General features: G+C 63.1%; 15 protein-coding genes. 9 read left to right on the forward strand and 6 right to left on the reverse strand.

Annotated features, from left to right (window positions below):
• Positions 1 to 101: 101 nt before the first annotated feature.
• Positions 102 to 575, forward strand: coding sequence for a transcription elongation factor GreA (gene greA, locus HGP13_RS12695; RefSeq protein ID WP_023767588.1), 474 nt, complete (start codon positions 102 to 104; stop codon positions 573 to 575).
• Positions 576 to 822: 247 nt separating this feature from the next.
• On the opposite strand, the gene waaC is transcribed toward greA, so the two are convergent.
• The 3 genes from waaC to rfaD are packed head-to-tail and all read right to left on the reverse strand — an operon-like array spanning position 823 to position 3739.
• A complete protein-coding gene (waaC, locus tag HGP13_RS12700) occupies positions 823 to 1812 on the reverse strand; it encodes a lipopolysaccharide heptosyltransferase I (protein ID WP_172225545.1) in 990 nt (329 codons plus the stop codon).
• On the reverse strand, positions 1809 to 2816 hold the full coding sequence (gene waaF, locus HGP13_RS12705; RefSeq protein WP_172225547.1) for a lipopolysaccharide heptosyltransferase II: 1008 nt from the start codon (positions 2814 to 2816) through the stop codon (positions 1809 to 1811). Before waaF ends, waaC begins: the two co-directional genes overlap by 4 nt.
• Complete coding sequence (gene rfaD / locus HGP13_RS12710) at positions 2789 to 3739, reverse strand: ADP-glyceromanno-heptose 6-epimerase (protein WP_172225549.1); 951 nt, start codon at positions 3737 to 3739, stop codon at positions 2789 to 2791. Before rfaD ends, waaF begins: the two co-directional genes overlap by 28 nt.
• A 145-nt stretch (positions 3740 to 3884) precedes the next feature.
• Between rfaD and HGP13_RS12715 the strand changes: the two genes are divergently transcribed.
• From HGP13_RS12715 to gmhB, 6 genes are all read left to right on the forward strand, one after another.
• Positions 3885 to 4121 (forward strand): type II toxin-antitoxin system Phd/YefM family antitoxin, encoded by a 237-nt coding sequence (locus HGP13_RS12715; protein ID WP_172225551.1) that lies wholly within the window; start codon positions 3885 to 3887, stop codon positions 4119 to 4121.
• Entirely contained in the window at positions 4087 to 4527 is a 441-nt protein-coding gene (locus HGP13_RS12720; protein WP_246707347.1) for a hypothetical protein, read from the forward strand. Before HGP13_RS12715 ends, HGP13_RS12720 begins: the two co-directional genes overlap by 35 nt.
• 36 nt (positions 4528 to 4563) lie before the next feature.
• Positions 4564 to 5196 (forward strand): LysE family translocator, encoded by a 633-nt coding sequence (locus HGP13_RS12725; protein WP_172225555.1) that lies wholly within the window; start codon positions 4564 to 4566, stop codon positions 5194 to 5196.
• Between the two features lie 139 nt (positions 5197 to 5335).
• On the forward strand, positions 5336 to 6826 hold the full coding sequence (gene rfaE1 / locus HGP13_RS12730) for a D-glycero-beta-D-manno-heptose-7-phosphate kinase (RefSeq protein ID WP_172225558.1): 1491 nt from the start codon (positions 5336 to 5338) through the stop codon (positions 6824 to 6826).
• A gap of 7 nt (positions 6827 to 6833) precedes the next feature.
• Positions 6834 to 7406, forward strand: a complete 573-nt coding sequence (locus HGP13_RS12735; protein ID WP_172225561.1) for an SIS domain-containing protein — start codon at positions 6834 to 6836, stop codon at positions 7404 to 7406.
• Positions 7399 to 8046 (forward strand): D-glycero-beta-D-manno-heptose 1,7-bisphosphate 7-phosphatase, encoded by a 648-nt coding sequence (gmhB, locus tag HGP13_RS12740; RefSeq protein WP_172225564.1) that lies wholly within the window; start codon positions 7399 to 7401, stop codon positions 8044 to 8046. Before HGP13_RS12735 ends, gmhB begins: the two co-directional genes overlap by 8 nt.
• A 15-nt stretch (positions 8047 to 8061) precedes the next feature.
• Here gmhB and HGP13_RS12745 read toward each other — a convergent pair whose 3' ends face one another.
• Together HGP13_RS12745 and HGP13_RS12750 are read right to left on the reverse strand one after the other, a co-directional pair.
• The gene (locus HGP13_RS12745) at positions 8062 to 8856 is read right to left on the reverse strand and encodes a glycosyltransferase family 2 protein (protein ID WP_172225568.1); all 795 of its coding nucleotides are present in this window, start codon (positions 8854 to 8856) and stop codon (positions 8062 to 8064) included.
• A 238-nt stretch (positions 8857 to 9094) separates the two neighbouring features.
• A complete protein-coding gene (locus HGP13_RS12750) occupies positions 9095 to 9574 on the reverse strand; it encodes an Lrp/AsnC family transcriptional regulator (protein ID WP_172225571.1) in 480 nt (159 codons plus the stop codon).
• Between the two features lie 252 nt (positions 9575 to 9826).
• On the opposite strand from HGP13_RS12750, the gene trxB reads away from it, so the two are divergent.
• Positions 9827 to 10801, forward strand: a complete 975-nt coding sequence (gene trxB, locus HGP13_RS12755) for a thioredoxin-disulfide reductase (protein ID WP_095201790.1) — start codon at positions 9827 to 9829, stop codon at positions 10799 to 10801.
• An 88-nt stretch (positions 10802 to 10889) separates the two neighbouring features.
• On the forward strand, positions 10890 to 11786 hold the full coding sequence (locus tag HGP13_RS12760; RefSeq protein ID WP_172225574.1) for a LysR family transcriptional regulator: 897 nt from the start codon (positions 10890 to 10892) through the stop codon (positions 11784 to 11786).
• Between the two features lie 48 nt (positions 11787 to 11834).
• On the opposite strand, the gene HGP13_RS12765 is transcribed toward HGP13_RS12760, so the two are convergent.
• Positions 11835 to 12323 (reverse strand): isoprenylcysteine carboxylmethyltransferase family protein, encoded by a 489-nt coding sequence (locus HGP13_RS12765; RefSeq protein WP_172225577.1) that lies wholly within the window; start codon positions 12321 to 12323, stop codon positions 11835 to 11837.
• Positions 12324 to 12753 lie beyond the last annotated feature (430 nt).

Below are 12753 nucleotides of genomic sequence, written 5' to 3' on the forward strand. Positions count from 1 at the left end.
ACGGTTCCGTTAGCCCGAGGCTGCCGGACCGTTTTCTTTTTGTACCCATCGACAAGGCTTTCCCCGCAACGCGGGGGTGGCGGCAGGAAAGGTCAGGCATCATGAACAAGGTCCCGATGACAGGCGAGGGGTTCGCGTCATTGAAGGAAGAGCTGCGTTGGCGCCAGCAGGAAGAGCGGCCGCGCATCATCGAGGCGATTTCCGAGGCGCGCTCGCATGGCGACCTGTCCGAAAATGCCGAATATCATGCAGCCAAGGAGGCGCAGAGCCTCAATGAGGGCCGCGTCAACGAGCTCGAAGACTATATCGCGCGCGCTGAAGTGATCGATGTCACCAAGCTCAGCGGCGAAAAGGTCAAGTTCGGCGCCACCGTCGTGCTGGTCGACGAAGACACCGAGGAAAAGAAGACCTACCAGATCGTCGGCGACCAGGAAGCCGACGTGAAGTCCGGCCGCATCTCGATCTCCTCGCCGATCGCGCGCGCGCTGATCGGCAAGGAAGTCGGCGACGCCATCGAGGTCAATGCGCCCGGCGGCGCCAGGGGGTATGAGATCGTCCAGGTGCAGTTTATTTAAACCCTAAGGCGCGGGCACTTAGCCTTTGCTGAATCTGAAGCGCCGCGCTGCCCCTCATCTGGCTGCCGCCATCTTCTCCCCGTGAACGGGGAGAAGGACGCCTTCATTGATGGTTTCGCCAATTTTCAACGTTGCAAGAAGGGCGCCAGCGTTGCGGCCAGCTTCTTTCTCCCCGTTTACGGGGAGAAATGCCCGGCAGGGCAATGAGGGGCGGCGCCGACCTTCCCAATTGAATTGATTGAGAAAATCAACTCTTGGCAGCGTTAGCCTGACCAAGTATCTGGCGCTCCAGCAGCCTGTCCGCTTCCGCCACCACCTCTGCCGGCGCCAAACGCCCACCAGGTGCGGCTAGTAGCGTCGACGCAAATTGCCCACGCGGACCGGTCAAACCCGGCTCTGTCGCCAGGAACACCGCGACCGTCGGCAGGCCGAAGGCGCTGGCGAGGTGAGTCAGGCCGGTGTCGGCGCCGATCACCAGGGTCGAGCGGCCGAGGATGGCGGCGATGTCTGCCAGTGGCGACTTTGGCACCACGACAGTAGATGGCACGGCCTTGGCAACGGCTTCGGCAACAGACTTCTCGCGCTCGTTCGACCAGGTGGTGACCGGCGTCATGCCGCGCTCGACCAGCAGGCGGGCGGTTCCGATCCAGTCTTCGACAGGCCATTTCTTGTCCTCGCGGCTGGTGCCGTGCAGCAGGAAGGCGGTTTTTCCGGTGATGCCGGCCAGACCGCCGGGCGGTGGCACGATGCCTGATGCGAGCGTCGACAGATCGGGCTGGTAGCCAAGCGCCAGTCCGAACAGCCGGCGCGTCCGCTCGATGGCGTGCAGGTCGCGCGGCACGCCGTAGGTGACGTCGTAGAACAGGGTGGCCGAGGGTTCGCGCGCGCTCGATCGGTCGAAGCCGGCGATCGGCGCGCCCGCCTGCCGCGCGACCAGGGCCGATTTCAGCAGGCCCTGCGCATCGATGACCAGGTCGTAGCGGCATTCGCGCAAGGTGCGGCGCAGCGCGGCCGCCTCGCGCCAGGTGCCGCCACTGAACAGCGTCTTGCGCCAGCGCCGGATGGCGACGGTGTGAATCCCAGCGATCGCCGGGTGCAGGGCGACAATGCCGGCGAACGCCTCTTCGACGCACCAGTCGAAGGACACGTCCGGCCTGGCGAGACTGGCATCCTCGACCGCCGGAAATGTGTGGATGACATCGCCCATCGACGATGTCTTGACAATGAGGACCTTCATGCCGCGGCCGGGAGTTCCAGCAGCCGGTCCGCCGCCGCCGCGACCTGCCCGACTTGCAATGTCTTCAGGCAGTTGAGATGGCCGAGCGGGCAGACCTTCTGGTGGCAGGGCGAACAGGAAAGATGAAGCCAGACCAGCTCGCGCCGTTCCGCCAGCGGCGGCGTATTCTCAGGCGAGGTCGAGCCGTAGACGGCGACGATCGGTGTGCCGACGCCCGCCGCGACATGCATCAGCCCGCTGTCGTTGGAGACCGCCAGCCTTGCTGCAGCGATCAGGTCGATGGCGTCCTCCAGCCGCGTCTGGCCGGCAAGGTCGACGACGCCGGGGGCAAGGGCGGCGATCTCGGCGGTGACATCGCGGTCGTTCTTCGAACCGAACAGGGCGACCTTCAAGCCTTTGGCCATGAACTCGCGGGCAAGGCCGGCATAACTTTCGCTCGGCCAGCGCTTGGCCGGGCCGAATTCGGCGCCGGGCATCAGGGCCGCGAATTTCTGGGGCGCCAGCCCGAAACGATCGAGCAGGACGGCCTGGTTCCCAGCGTCCACGGTCAAATGAGGCGCGCGGAAACTGCCGCCCTTGGCGAGGCTGAAATAGGCCTGCGCGGTGCGCCGTTTCACAGCATCCGGCAGCGGCACGATGTCGGTCAAAAGGCCATAGCGCATCTCGCGCAGATGGCCGAAACGGCGCGGAATGCGGGCAAAGAACGGGATCAGCGCCGATTTCCAGCTGCCCGGCAGGACATAGGCCATGTCGTAGCGGCCGCGCAGCAGGCGGCCGAAGCGACGGCGATGGGTGAATTCGAGCGCGCCGGGTTTCAGCGGAAAGTCGATCTGCTGGCGGATCTCGGGCATGCGCTTGACCAGCGGTGCCGCCCAGGCCGGCGCCAGCACGTCGATCGCGGCGTTGGGATGGAGTTCCTTCAGCGCCGAAAACAGGCACTGCGCCATCACCATGTCGCCCACCCAGCGTGGGCCGATCACGAGGATCGTTGGGCTTTCAGCCATTCGACATAGTCTCTGACACCGGTTTCCACTGTCCGGAACTGGCCGTTGTAACCGGCCGCGCGCAAACGGGACATATCAGCTTGCGTGAAGCTCTGGTAGCTGCCCTTGAGGTGGTCGGGGAAGGGGATGAATTCGATCTCGCCCTTGCCCAGCGTGTCGATGACCGTTTCGGCGATGGCGCGGAAGGGCTGGGCGCGGCCGGTGCCGCAATTGAAGATGCCGCTCGAGCCGCGCTTCCACAGCCACAGATTGACGTCGGCGACATCACCAACATGGATGAAATCGCGGCTCTGTTCGCCAGGGCCGAAGCCATCATAGGCGCCAAACAGTTTCGGATTTTCGCCGCGCTGGACCTGATTGAACAGATGGAAGGCGACCGAGGCCATGGCGCCCTTGTGCGTCTCGCGCGGGCCATAGACGTTGAAATAGCGCAGGCCCGCGACCTGCGAATGATCGGTGTCGAAGACAGTGCGCCTGACATAGTCGTCGAACAGTTTCTTCGAATAGGCGTAGACGTTGAGCGGCCGCTCGAGCGCCGGCTCTTCGCGAAACTCGGATCCACCACCATAAACGGAGGCCGAGGAGGCGTAGAGGAAGGGCACGCGCAGTGCCTGGCAGGCATGCAGCAGCCGCTTCGAATAAGCAAAATTCACCTCCATCATGAACTTGCCGTTCCACTCGGTGGTGGTCGAGCAGGCGCCCTGGTGGAAGACGGCTTCGATGCGGCCAAGCGAGCCGGCCTCGATGCGGGCCAGAAGATCGTCCTTGTCGAGATAATCGGCAATGCTGAGATCGGCGAGATTGGCGATCTTATGACCGTCGGTGAGGTTGTCGACGACCAGAATGTCGTCATGGCCTTCGGCGTTGAGCGCGGCGACGATGTTGGAGCCGATCATGCCGGCGCCGCCCGTGACGATGATCATGAAGGCCTCTGGTTGCTTGCGATTCCAGTCCTTATAAGGGAGGCCAGCCGGGCTGTCGACAAAGCAGGTGTTCCCGCTATCTCGCTATGTTCTTGCTTGTCTGTTTTGTCCATTTTGTCTATTATGGCCAAAAACAGAGTGTACCATGAAACATTATCCATCGACCGATCTGAAACAGAATCTCGGAGACGTCCTTGCGGCCGCCAGCCAGCAGCCCGTCTCCATCACCCGTCACAACAAGCCGAGATACGTCCTGATGAGCATCGAGGCTTACGAGGCTCGCTTCGTCAATGACAGCCGCCGCGCTTACGCGGCGGAGGACGCTCCATCCGAACATGTCGAGATGCTTGAAGAATACGCTGCCGAGTTGGATCGTGATTAAACCCAATGCCGCCGACGTCTGGCGATATCCATATCTATGGTATCGCCAACATGGAGGCGGCGAGACCGAAGGCCGTAAGACACGACCTGTCGCCTTCGTGGCTGTCCTTCCGGGGAAAGCCGGCGGCACGAACCTCTTCATCCTTGCAATCACCTCTACGCCGCCGGGCCGCGATCGCGTCGCTGTTGGCGTTCCGGAAATAGAAAGCCGCCGCGCGGGGCTTGACCCTATCCCCCTTTGGGTCATAGTCGACGAATACAACCACGATATCCTGGAATCTTCAGCCTACTTCGAACCAGCTGCGCGTATCGGCGCATTCAGTCCGTCATTCCACAAAAAAGTCATGTCGGCTTTCATCGCGGTTGTCCGCACAGGCCAATCCAAAGCTATCCCGCGGGCTGACTGAACGGCCTGCAACCGGGCAGGACCACAAGGGACAAAAATGCCGTCGACCGAACTGCTCATCGCGTTTTTCGCCACCACGGCGATCTTCGCCTATATCCCCGGTCCGGCGATGCTTTATGCCGCGGCCCAGACCATGGCGCGCGGGCGCTGGTCGGGGCTGACGGCCGCACTTGGTATCCATCTCGGCGGCTATGTGCATGTCTTTGCCGCCGCTGCAGGCCTGTCGGTGCTGTTCCACGCCGTGCCGACGCTCTACATGGCGGTCAAGCTGGTTGGCGCGCTCTATTTGATCTGGCTCGGCGTCTCGCTGTTTCGCAAGCGCGTCGAAGGTGAGATGGCGCTGCCCGTTCTTGAGCGCAAATCGGCGCGCCGCGCCTTTTTCGAGAGCATCACCGTCGAGGTGCTCAATCCCAAGACGGCGATCTTCTTCATGGCCTTCCTGCCGCAGTTCATCGACGCCTCGGCGGCGCTTCCGGTCTGGCTGCAATTCGTGGTGCTGGGAACGATCGTCAATTTGATGTTCTCCTCGGCCGACATCGTTTGCGTGTTCCTCGCCGGCCTGGTGATCGGCAGGCTGCGGCGTTCGAGGCGGGCGCAGCGGCTGATGCAGCGGGCCGGCGGCGCGGTGCTGGTCGGGCTTGGCGTCCACGTTGCCCTGCAGAAGAGCTGACGCTTCGGACAGTCGCGGGTCATGCCTGACGTTGCGCTGCGTGGATTTGCAGTATATCGGCAGGCATGAGCGATCCGGCCCGTAAATTGACAATTTTCAGCACGATTGAGATTTGCCTTACCCTCGCGTTGCCAGTGACATGATCAAGCACAATCCGCCTTCTCCCGAACCCCTGCACCGTGCCATTGCGCGCTTTGGCGGCGTCGCCGTGCTGGTGGTCGGCGATCTCATCCTCGACCGCTTCGTCAACGGCGTCATCGAGCGGATTTCGCCGGAGGCGCCGATCCCGGTGCTGCACGGGCGCGGCGAGACGTCGGCCATGGGCGGCGCCGGCAATGTCGTGGCCAACATCATCTCGCTTGGCGCGCGCGCCATTCCGGTGTCGGTGATCGGCACCGACACGGCCGGCGACAGCCTGGTGCGGATGCTTGGCGAACTTGGCGCCGAGACAGTGGGGCTTTCGCAGCAGCGTGGCCGCATGACCTCGTCGAAGAGCCGCTTCAGCGCGCTCAACCAGCAGGTGCTGCGTTTCGACGAGGAAGAGATCAAACCGCTCGACGAGGCGGAGCGGGCGGGACTGATCCGGCATTTCCATGCCGCACTTGCGGGCGCCGACATCGTCATCTTGTCCGATTACGGCAAGGGCATCCTGCTCGACGGCGTCGCGGCAGAACTGATCGCCATCTGCCGCGAGGCGGGCAAGCCGGTGCTGGTCGATCCCAAGGGCCGCGACTATGCGCGCTATGCCGGCGCGACCGCTATCACCCCTAACCGCAAGGAACTCGGCGAGGCCGTCGGCCGTGCGGTGTTCGCCGATGACGAGATCGTCGCGGCCGCGCGGGAGTTGATATCAGCCCATGGCTTCGACTTCGTCGTCGCCACCCGCAGCGAAAAGGGCATGAGCGTCGTTGGCCCGGACGAGGCGCGCCACATCGCCACCCAGGCGCGCGAAGTGTTCGATGTCTCGGGCGCCGGCGACACGGTGATCGCGACGTTTGCGCTGGCACTCGCGTCGGGTGCCGATCCGGTCGCGGCGGCCTCGATCGCCAATGCCGCCGGCGGCGTCGTGGTCGGCAAACGCGGCACTGCGCGGCTGACGGTCGAGGAGCTTACCGGCGCGCTGTTCCGTTCGCACGGACCGACCGCCCACAAGGATGCCATCCTCGATGCCCCATCGGCGGCGCGCATGGTGGCGGCGTGGAAGGAAGAGGGCCTGGCCGTCGGTTTCACCAATGGCTGCTTCGACATATTGCATGCTGGCCATGTCAGTCTCTTGCACGCCGCGCGCAGCCAGTGCGATCGGCTGGTGCTCGGCCTCAACTGCGATGCCTCGGTGCGGCGGCTGAAAGGGCCGGGCCGCCCGGTCAACGACCAGCATGACCGCGCCTGCGTGCTCGCGGCCCTGGCTTCGGTCGACGCGGTCGTCGTGTTCGAGGAAGACACGCCGCTGGCGCTGATAGAGGCGCTTCTGCCCGATATCCTGGTCAAGGGCGCCGATTATACAATCGACACCGTGGTCGGCGCCGAAATCGTACAGAAGGCCGGCGGGCGCGTCGTGCTGGTCGATCTCGTTGCCGGCAAGAGCACCACGGGCACCATCGGAAAATTGCGCGCCGGCTCTACAAACTGAGGTTTTGATGTCTGAACTGAACGACTATCTGGTCCGCTCGGCGGCAGCGATTTCCGGCATGGTCGAGCGGGATCTCACCAGCGAGATGGAGCGGGCGGCGAGCACTGTGGTGACGGCGCTTTCATCCGGGAAAGCCTTGCTGATCGCCGGCAATGGCGGCTCGGCCAGCGATGCCATCCACATCGCCACTGAACTGGTCGGCCGCTTCCTCAAGGAGCGCAAGGCTTACAATGTCCTCGCGCTGACGGCCAATGCCGGGGTGCTGACGGCCTGGGGCAATGATTACGGCTTCGACACGGTGTTCTCGCGCCAGGTCGAGGCGCACGGCGCGGCCGGCGGCGTGCTGCTGGCGATTTCGACCAGCGGCAATTCGCCGAGCATTCTCGCCGCCGCAGAACAGGCGCGGATGATGGATATGACGGTGATCGGCCTGACCGGCGACACCGGCGGCAAGCTGAAGCCCTTGTGCGATATCCTGCTCAACGTGCCCTCGACCTCGACGCCGATCATCCAGCAAGGGCATCTTTGCCTCTACCATCATCTCTGCGAAGTGGTCGAAGCGCGCCTCAGCAATGGCTAACAAGGTGGTGACGCCGCTGACCGAGCCAGGTGTGTGGATCGAGCGGATCGGCAGCCGGGTTTTTCCGGCGCATCTGCCGGCGCTGTTCCTCGACCGCGACGGCACCATCAACGTCGATACCGACTATCCCAGCGACCCTGCCGAGATCGAGCTCAGGCCGCAGATCCTGCCGGCGATCGCGGCCGCCAACAGGGTCGGGATTCCGGTCGTCGTGGTCACCAACCAATCCGGCATCGCGCGCGGTTACTTCGACTGGAGGGTCTTTGCGGCAGTGAATGGCCGCGTGCTAGAGCTGTTGGGCGATCAGGGCGTGTTCGTCGACATGGTGCTTGCCTGCGCCTATCACGAGGCGGGTGTCGGGCCGTTCGCTGTTGCCGATCATGTGATGCGCAAGCCCAATCCGGGCATGCTGATCGAGGCGGGCAAACGCCTTGATCTCGATCTCCAGCGCTCTTTGATCGTCGGCGACAAGCTGGCCGACATGCAGGCGGGACGGCGCGCCGGCCTGGCACAGGGCTGGCTTGTCGACGGCGAGGCGGCGATTCAACCCGGCTTCGCCATCAGATCCCTTCGGGACAGCAGCGACCTCGGTTATCTGCTTGCAGCCGTTGAAACGCTCGGCCGGGACAACAGGTCCTGATCCAGGCCTGACGGCTCACATGGGATCGTTGCGTTCCGAGGCTTCGTACAGTTTGGCCTCGGTGGCGAAGGAATAGATCATCACCGACATCGAGTAGACGAAGCCATGCCGGCCGCACAGGAAGTAGCGCTTAGCCAGGTAGAATTTCAGGAAGTTGCCGAACGGCGACAACACCAGCCGCCCCAGGCCCGGCTTCTTGCCCTTCTCGACCAGCGTGACGGCCTTGAGGCCGGAATAGGCGTTGGCCCGGGCGAGATCCTCCTCGACCGATATTTCGCGGCGATGCAGCAGGACACCCTCTTCAATCGTGCCGGTCTCGCCCGGCACGTGGAAGGCTTCGTGCACCCGCGCGGTAAGATCCATGGTGGCGCCTTCCCTGCGGAAGAGCCGCATCAGCCTGTTGTGCAGCACCCAGCGGTGCGCATAGCCATAGCCCTTCAGCCAATCGCGGCGGCGGATGTACCATCCGCTGATCTCGTCGTCGGCCGCCTGTGTGATGGCCACGATCGACTGCCGCAGCTGGTCGTCGACGCGTTCGTCGGGGTCGATCGAAAGACACCAGGGCTGGGTGGCATGGTCGAGCGAGAATTGCCGCTGACGCGGAAACCCCGGCCACTCATTGTGCAGCAGCTTTATGGGGTAGCCCTTGGCGATATAGCTTTCCACGCATTCGACGGTGCCGTCCGTCGAGCCGGAATCGACAATGACGATCTCGGCGCAGAAGTCGATGCTTTCCAAGCACGGGCCGATCATGTCGGCCTCGTTGACGCAGATGATAAGCGCCGAGACTGGGCTTGCAAATCGAGTCATGGTCCCCTTCCATGGCGGGCCGCCCGCGGAACCGTGCTGCTTGCGCTATCGGTCCTCAAGCAACTCCGGGCGAAAAAGCGTTACACATTTTTTCAGGAATTGCTTTAGAAACCGATCGGGCTGCGCAGTTCGGCTGACCTACCATCCTTGTATATTAGCGTCTGTTAAACATCATCGCGGCGCCGGTGTGGCGAAGGTCAGGAATTAGCAGCCCAGACGCACAGGGACACGCCCGGCCTCAGGCGCGATCGAATGAGACCAGGCCTTCATCCTTGACCCGGCGGATGGTGAGCGCGGTGCGCACCGTGTCGACATTCGGCGTCGAGGTCAGTTCCTCGATGACGAAGGTCTGGAAGGCGCCGAGGTCGCTTGCCACACAGTGCAGCAGGAAATCGGATTCGCCCGAGACCATCCAGGCATCGCGCACGATCGGCCAGCCGCGCGTGCGCTCGGCAAAGGTGCGCAGCTCGGCATCGGCCTGGTGATGCAGGCCGACCAGGCAGAAGGCGACGACATCGAGGCCGAGCGCAGGCGCGTTGAGCAGCGCGCGATAGCCGCGGATGATGCCGGCTTCCTCCAGCCGCTTGACCCGGCGCAGACAGGGTGGGGCCGAAATGCCGACGCGGTTCGACAGCTCGACATTGGTCATGCGCCCATCCGCCTGCAACTCGCGCAGGATCTTCCAGTCGATGGCGTCGAGGTCGGCTTTCAGGGGCATGGCGGTCTCATCTCGGCGCAAGAATCTGTCGCGATTTTGTAATTAAACGACTTTTGTGTCGGCGCCAGCCCTCATCAACGCGATTTTTGAACGGTAACGAAAGCGGCGATCGTTCGAATAACCGCTTGGGCCGAAGCTTTCCGGGGACGACGGCCCCTTCGTCTTGCTGGCGTGGTTGGCAACCCTTACATTAAGCGCGAATTCCACGTCTTTCTCCAAGGCACCGCATTGTCTGCCCCGTAGAGGCTCTAAATGACCACCAAGCACGCGCCTGTTCTTATCATCGGTTCCGGCCCGGCCGGCTACACTGCGGCGGTCTATGCCGCACGTGCCATGCTCAAGCCAATGCTGGTCGCCGGCCTGCAGCAGGGCGGCCAGCTGATGATCACCACCGATGTCGAAAACTATCCCGGCTTCGCCGACCCGATCCAGGGGCCGTGGCTGATGGAACAGATGCTCAAGCAGGCCGAGCATGTCGGCACCGATATCATCAACGACATCATCACCGAGGTCGATCTCAACGTGCGGCCGTTCCGCGCCAAGGGCGATTCCGGCACCACCTACACCGCGGACGCGCTGATCATAGCCACCGGCGCGCAGGCGAAGTGGCTGGGCATTCCGACCGAGCAGGATTTCATGGGCTTCGGCGTCTCCGCCTGCGCCACCTGCGACGGTTTCTTCTATCGCGGCAAGGATGTCGCGGTGGTCGGCGGCGGCAATTCGGCGGTGGAGGAAGCGCTCTACCTTTCGAATCTTGCCAAGAGCGTCACGGTCATCCACCGGCGCAGCGACTTCCGTGCCGAACGTATCCTGCGCGAGCGGCTGCTGAAGAAGGACAATGTCCGCGTCATCTGGGACACGGTCGTCGACGAGATCACCGGCCGGCCCGGCAAGGCGCCGTTGCCGCCCTCGGTCGAAGGGCTGAAGCTCAAGCACGCGGTGACCGGTGCCGAAACGCATCTCAAGGTCGACGGCGTGTTCGTGGCGATCGGCCATGCGCCGGCGGTCGAGCTGTTCGCCGGCAAGCTGAAGCAGAAGCCGAATGGCTATCTGTGGACAGCGCCGGATTCGACCCGCACCGACGTGCCCGGCGTCTTTGCCGCCGGCGACGTGACCGACGATATCTACCGCCAGGCGGTGACGGCGGCGGGGCTCGGCTGCATGGCCGCGCTCGAGGCGGAAAAGTATCTGGCCGGCATCGAAGTGCATCGCGAAGCAGCGGAATAGGCCGCTCGCAAACTGTTAAAAAAACGGCTTAGAAACGCCGTGTAAAAGCCTGATTTTTCATTCAGACGCCAACAGAACGAGGGGAATCATGGCGTTGGACTGGGACAAGCTACGCGTGTTTCACGCTGCGGCGGAAGCGGGGTCGTTTACACACGCGGCCGAGACATTGCACCTGTCGCAATCGGCGATATCGCGGCAGGTCAGTGCGCTCGAGCACGATGTCGGCGTTCCGCTGTTCAACCGCCATGCCCGCGGCCTGGTGCTGACCGAACAGGGTGAGATGCTGTTCCGCACGGCGCATGACGTGCTGATGAAGCTCGAGACCATCAAGTCGCGCCTGACGGAGACCAAGGACCGGCCCTCCGGCGTGCTTCGCGTGACGACGACTGTCGGTCTCGGCGCCGGCTGGCTGACCGAACGGGTGCAGGAGTTCATCGAGCTCTATCCGGAGATCAGCCTGCAACTGATCCTCGCCAATGAGGAGCTCGACCTCACCATGCGCCAGGCCGACTGCGCCATCCGGCTACGCCAGCCGCAGCAGCCGGACCTGATCCAGCGCCGCCTGTTCACCGTGCATTTCCACCTCTATGCAGCACCTTCCTATGTCGCCAAGCATGGCAAGCCGGCCTCGGTCTCGGAGCTCAGAAACCATCGCATCGTCACCTTCGGCCTGCCGGTGCCGTCGCATCTGTCGGAGTTGAACTGGCTGGAGACGGTCGGCGATTTCGAGGGCGGCCAGCGCGTGCCGTCGTTGCAGATCAACGACATATTGTCGATCAAGCGCGCCGTGCAGGGCGGCGCCGGCATCGCCATGCTGCCCGACTATGTGATCTCGAAGGATTCCGGCCTGGTGCAGCTTTTGCCGGAAACCGAGGTGCCGTCCTTCGACACCTATTTCGCTTATCCGGACGCGATGAAGAACCAGGCCAAGCTGCACGTGTTTCGCGATTTCATTATCGCGAAAGCCAGAAGCTGGTCATTTTAAGCCCAAGCGAATGATCGGCAGCGCTGGTAGGGGGATCTATTCGCCCCGCTAGGGCGTCAGGCGCGGCAGCCAGCCGGGGACGTTGCGGCGGTAAATTTCGTAGTCGGCGCCGTAACGGCGGGCCAGTGTCGGCTCTTCGTAGAGCCTGACGAAAGAGCCCATCACAACAGCGCCGATGACGGCATAGGCGACAAGCGTCCAGCTCGAGAACAGCAGCGCCTGGCCGATGATGATCGACAGCACGGCGACATACATGGGATTGCGGACGTGGCGGTAGATGCCGCCGATCACGAGCTTCTCGGTCGGCGCGACGGGGGCCGGCGTGCCCAACCCCTCGAGCGCAAAGCGGGCGAAGGCATGCAGCAGCACGGCGACTGCTGCGACGATGAGGGCGCCGCCGGCAAGGACGAAGCCCGGCACGGTGGACCACGGCAAGCCCCAATGATCGCTGAGCAGCCAGGGGACAAGTCCAGCCACCACACCCGGTGCTGCAATCAGGAAAATAGCGCTGCCGGCAATCGCCGAAAACGTCCGCATTGGCTGCGTCTCCCTTCATTGCCTTAGAAATGAACGCCTGCTGCCTGCTTCCGCATCATTGCCCGGTTTTGCCATTTCGAAGCGAAAACCCGTCGCAATTCGCGATTCTGTAGTGACAAGGACCCGTTTGCGCGCTCGCTTTTGGCGATTCTTGCTGGTCCTATGGGCTTCGGGAATGGGTTAGACCACAGCCTATGTCTTTTTGCATGCGTGTGTTGCAAAATAGATGCTTGTTTCTTGGGCATGAAGAGCAGATATATAGATCATCTCCTGGGCGCGTTCTCCTCCCATTAGCGCCCTCGAGTGTTCCCCTCTGGAGGTTAGCCTTAACAGGCACTTCCAATCAAACTCAGCCGGATCTTCGTTGATCCGGCTTTTTTGTTGCCCGGACCCTGCCTAGGCGGCTGAGAATTTCACCAGAATTGCCGCG

Source organism: Mesorhizobium sp. NZP2077 (assembly GCF_013170805.1).
Taxonomy (GTDB): Bacteria; Pseudomonadota; Alphaproteobacteria; order Rhizobiales; family Rhizobiaceae; genus Mesorhizobium.

Coding starts and splice junctions, on each gene's coding strand:
- greA (WP_023767588.1), top strand. CDS start 102: ATGAACAAGGTCCCGATGACAGGCGAGGGGTTCGCGTCATTGAAGGAA.
- waaC (WP_172225545.1), bottom strand. CDS start 1,812: ATGAAGGTCCTCATTGTCAAGACATCGTCGATGGGCGATGTCATCCAC.
- waaF (WP_172225547.1), bottom strand. CDS start 2,816: ATGGCTGAAAGCCCAACGATCCTCGTGATCGGCCCACGCTGGGTGGGC.
- rfaD (WP_172225549.1), bottom strand. CDS start 3,739: ATGATCATCGTCACGGGCGGCGCCGGCATGATCGGCTCCAACATCGTC.
- HGP13_RS12715 (WP_172225551.1), top strand. CDS start 3,885: ATGAAACATTATCCATCGACCGATCTGAAACAGAATCTCGGAGACGTC.
- HGP13_RS12725 (WP_172225555.1), top strand. CDS start 4,564: ATGCCGTCGACCGAACTGCTCATCGCGTTTTTCGCCACCACGGCGATC.
- rfaE1 (WP_172225558.1), top strand. CDS start 5,336: ATGATCAAGCACAATCCGCCTTCTCCCGAACCCCTGCACCGTGCCATT.
- HGP13_RS12735 (WP_172225561.1), top strand. CDS start 6,834: ATGTCTGAACTGAACGACTATCTGGTCCGCTCGGCGGCAGCGATTTCC.
- gmhB (WP_172225564.1), top strand. CDS start 7,399: ATGGCTAACAAGGTGGTGACGCCGCTGACCGAGCCAGGTGTGTGGATC.
- HGP13_RS12745 (WP_172225568.1), bottom strand. CDS start 8,856: ATGACTCGATTTGCAAGCCCAGTCTCGGCGCTTATCATCTGCGTCAAC.
- HGP13_RS12750 (WP_172225571.1), bottom strand. CDS start 9,574: ATGCCCCTGAAAGCCGACCTCGACGCCATCGACTGGAAGATCCTGCGC.
- trxB (WP_095201790.1), top strand. CDS start 9,827: ATGACCACCAAGCACGCGCCTGTTCTTATCATCGGTTCCGGCCCGGCC.
- HGP13_RS12760 (WP_172225574.1), top strand. CDS start 10,890: ATGGCGTTGGACTGGGACAAGCTACGCGTGTTTCACGCTGCGGCGGAA.
- HGP13_RS12765 (WP_172225577.1), bottom strand. CDS start 12,323: ATGCGGACGTTTTCGGCGATTGCCGGCAGCGCTATTTTCCTGATTGCA.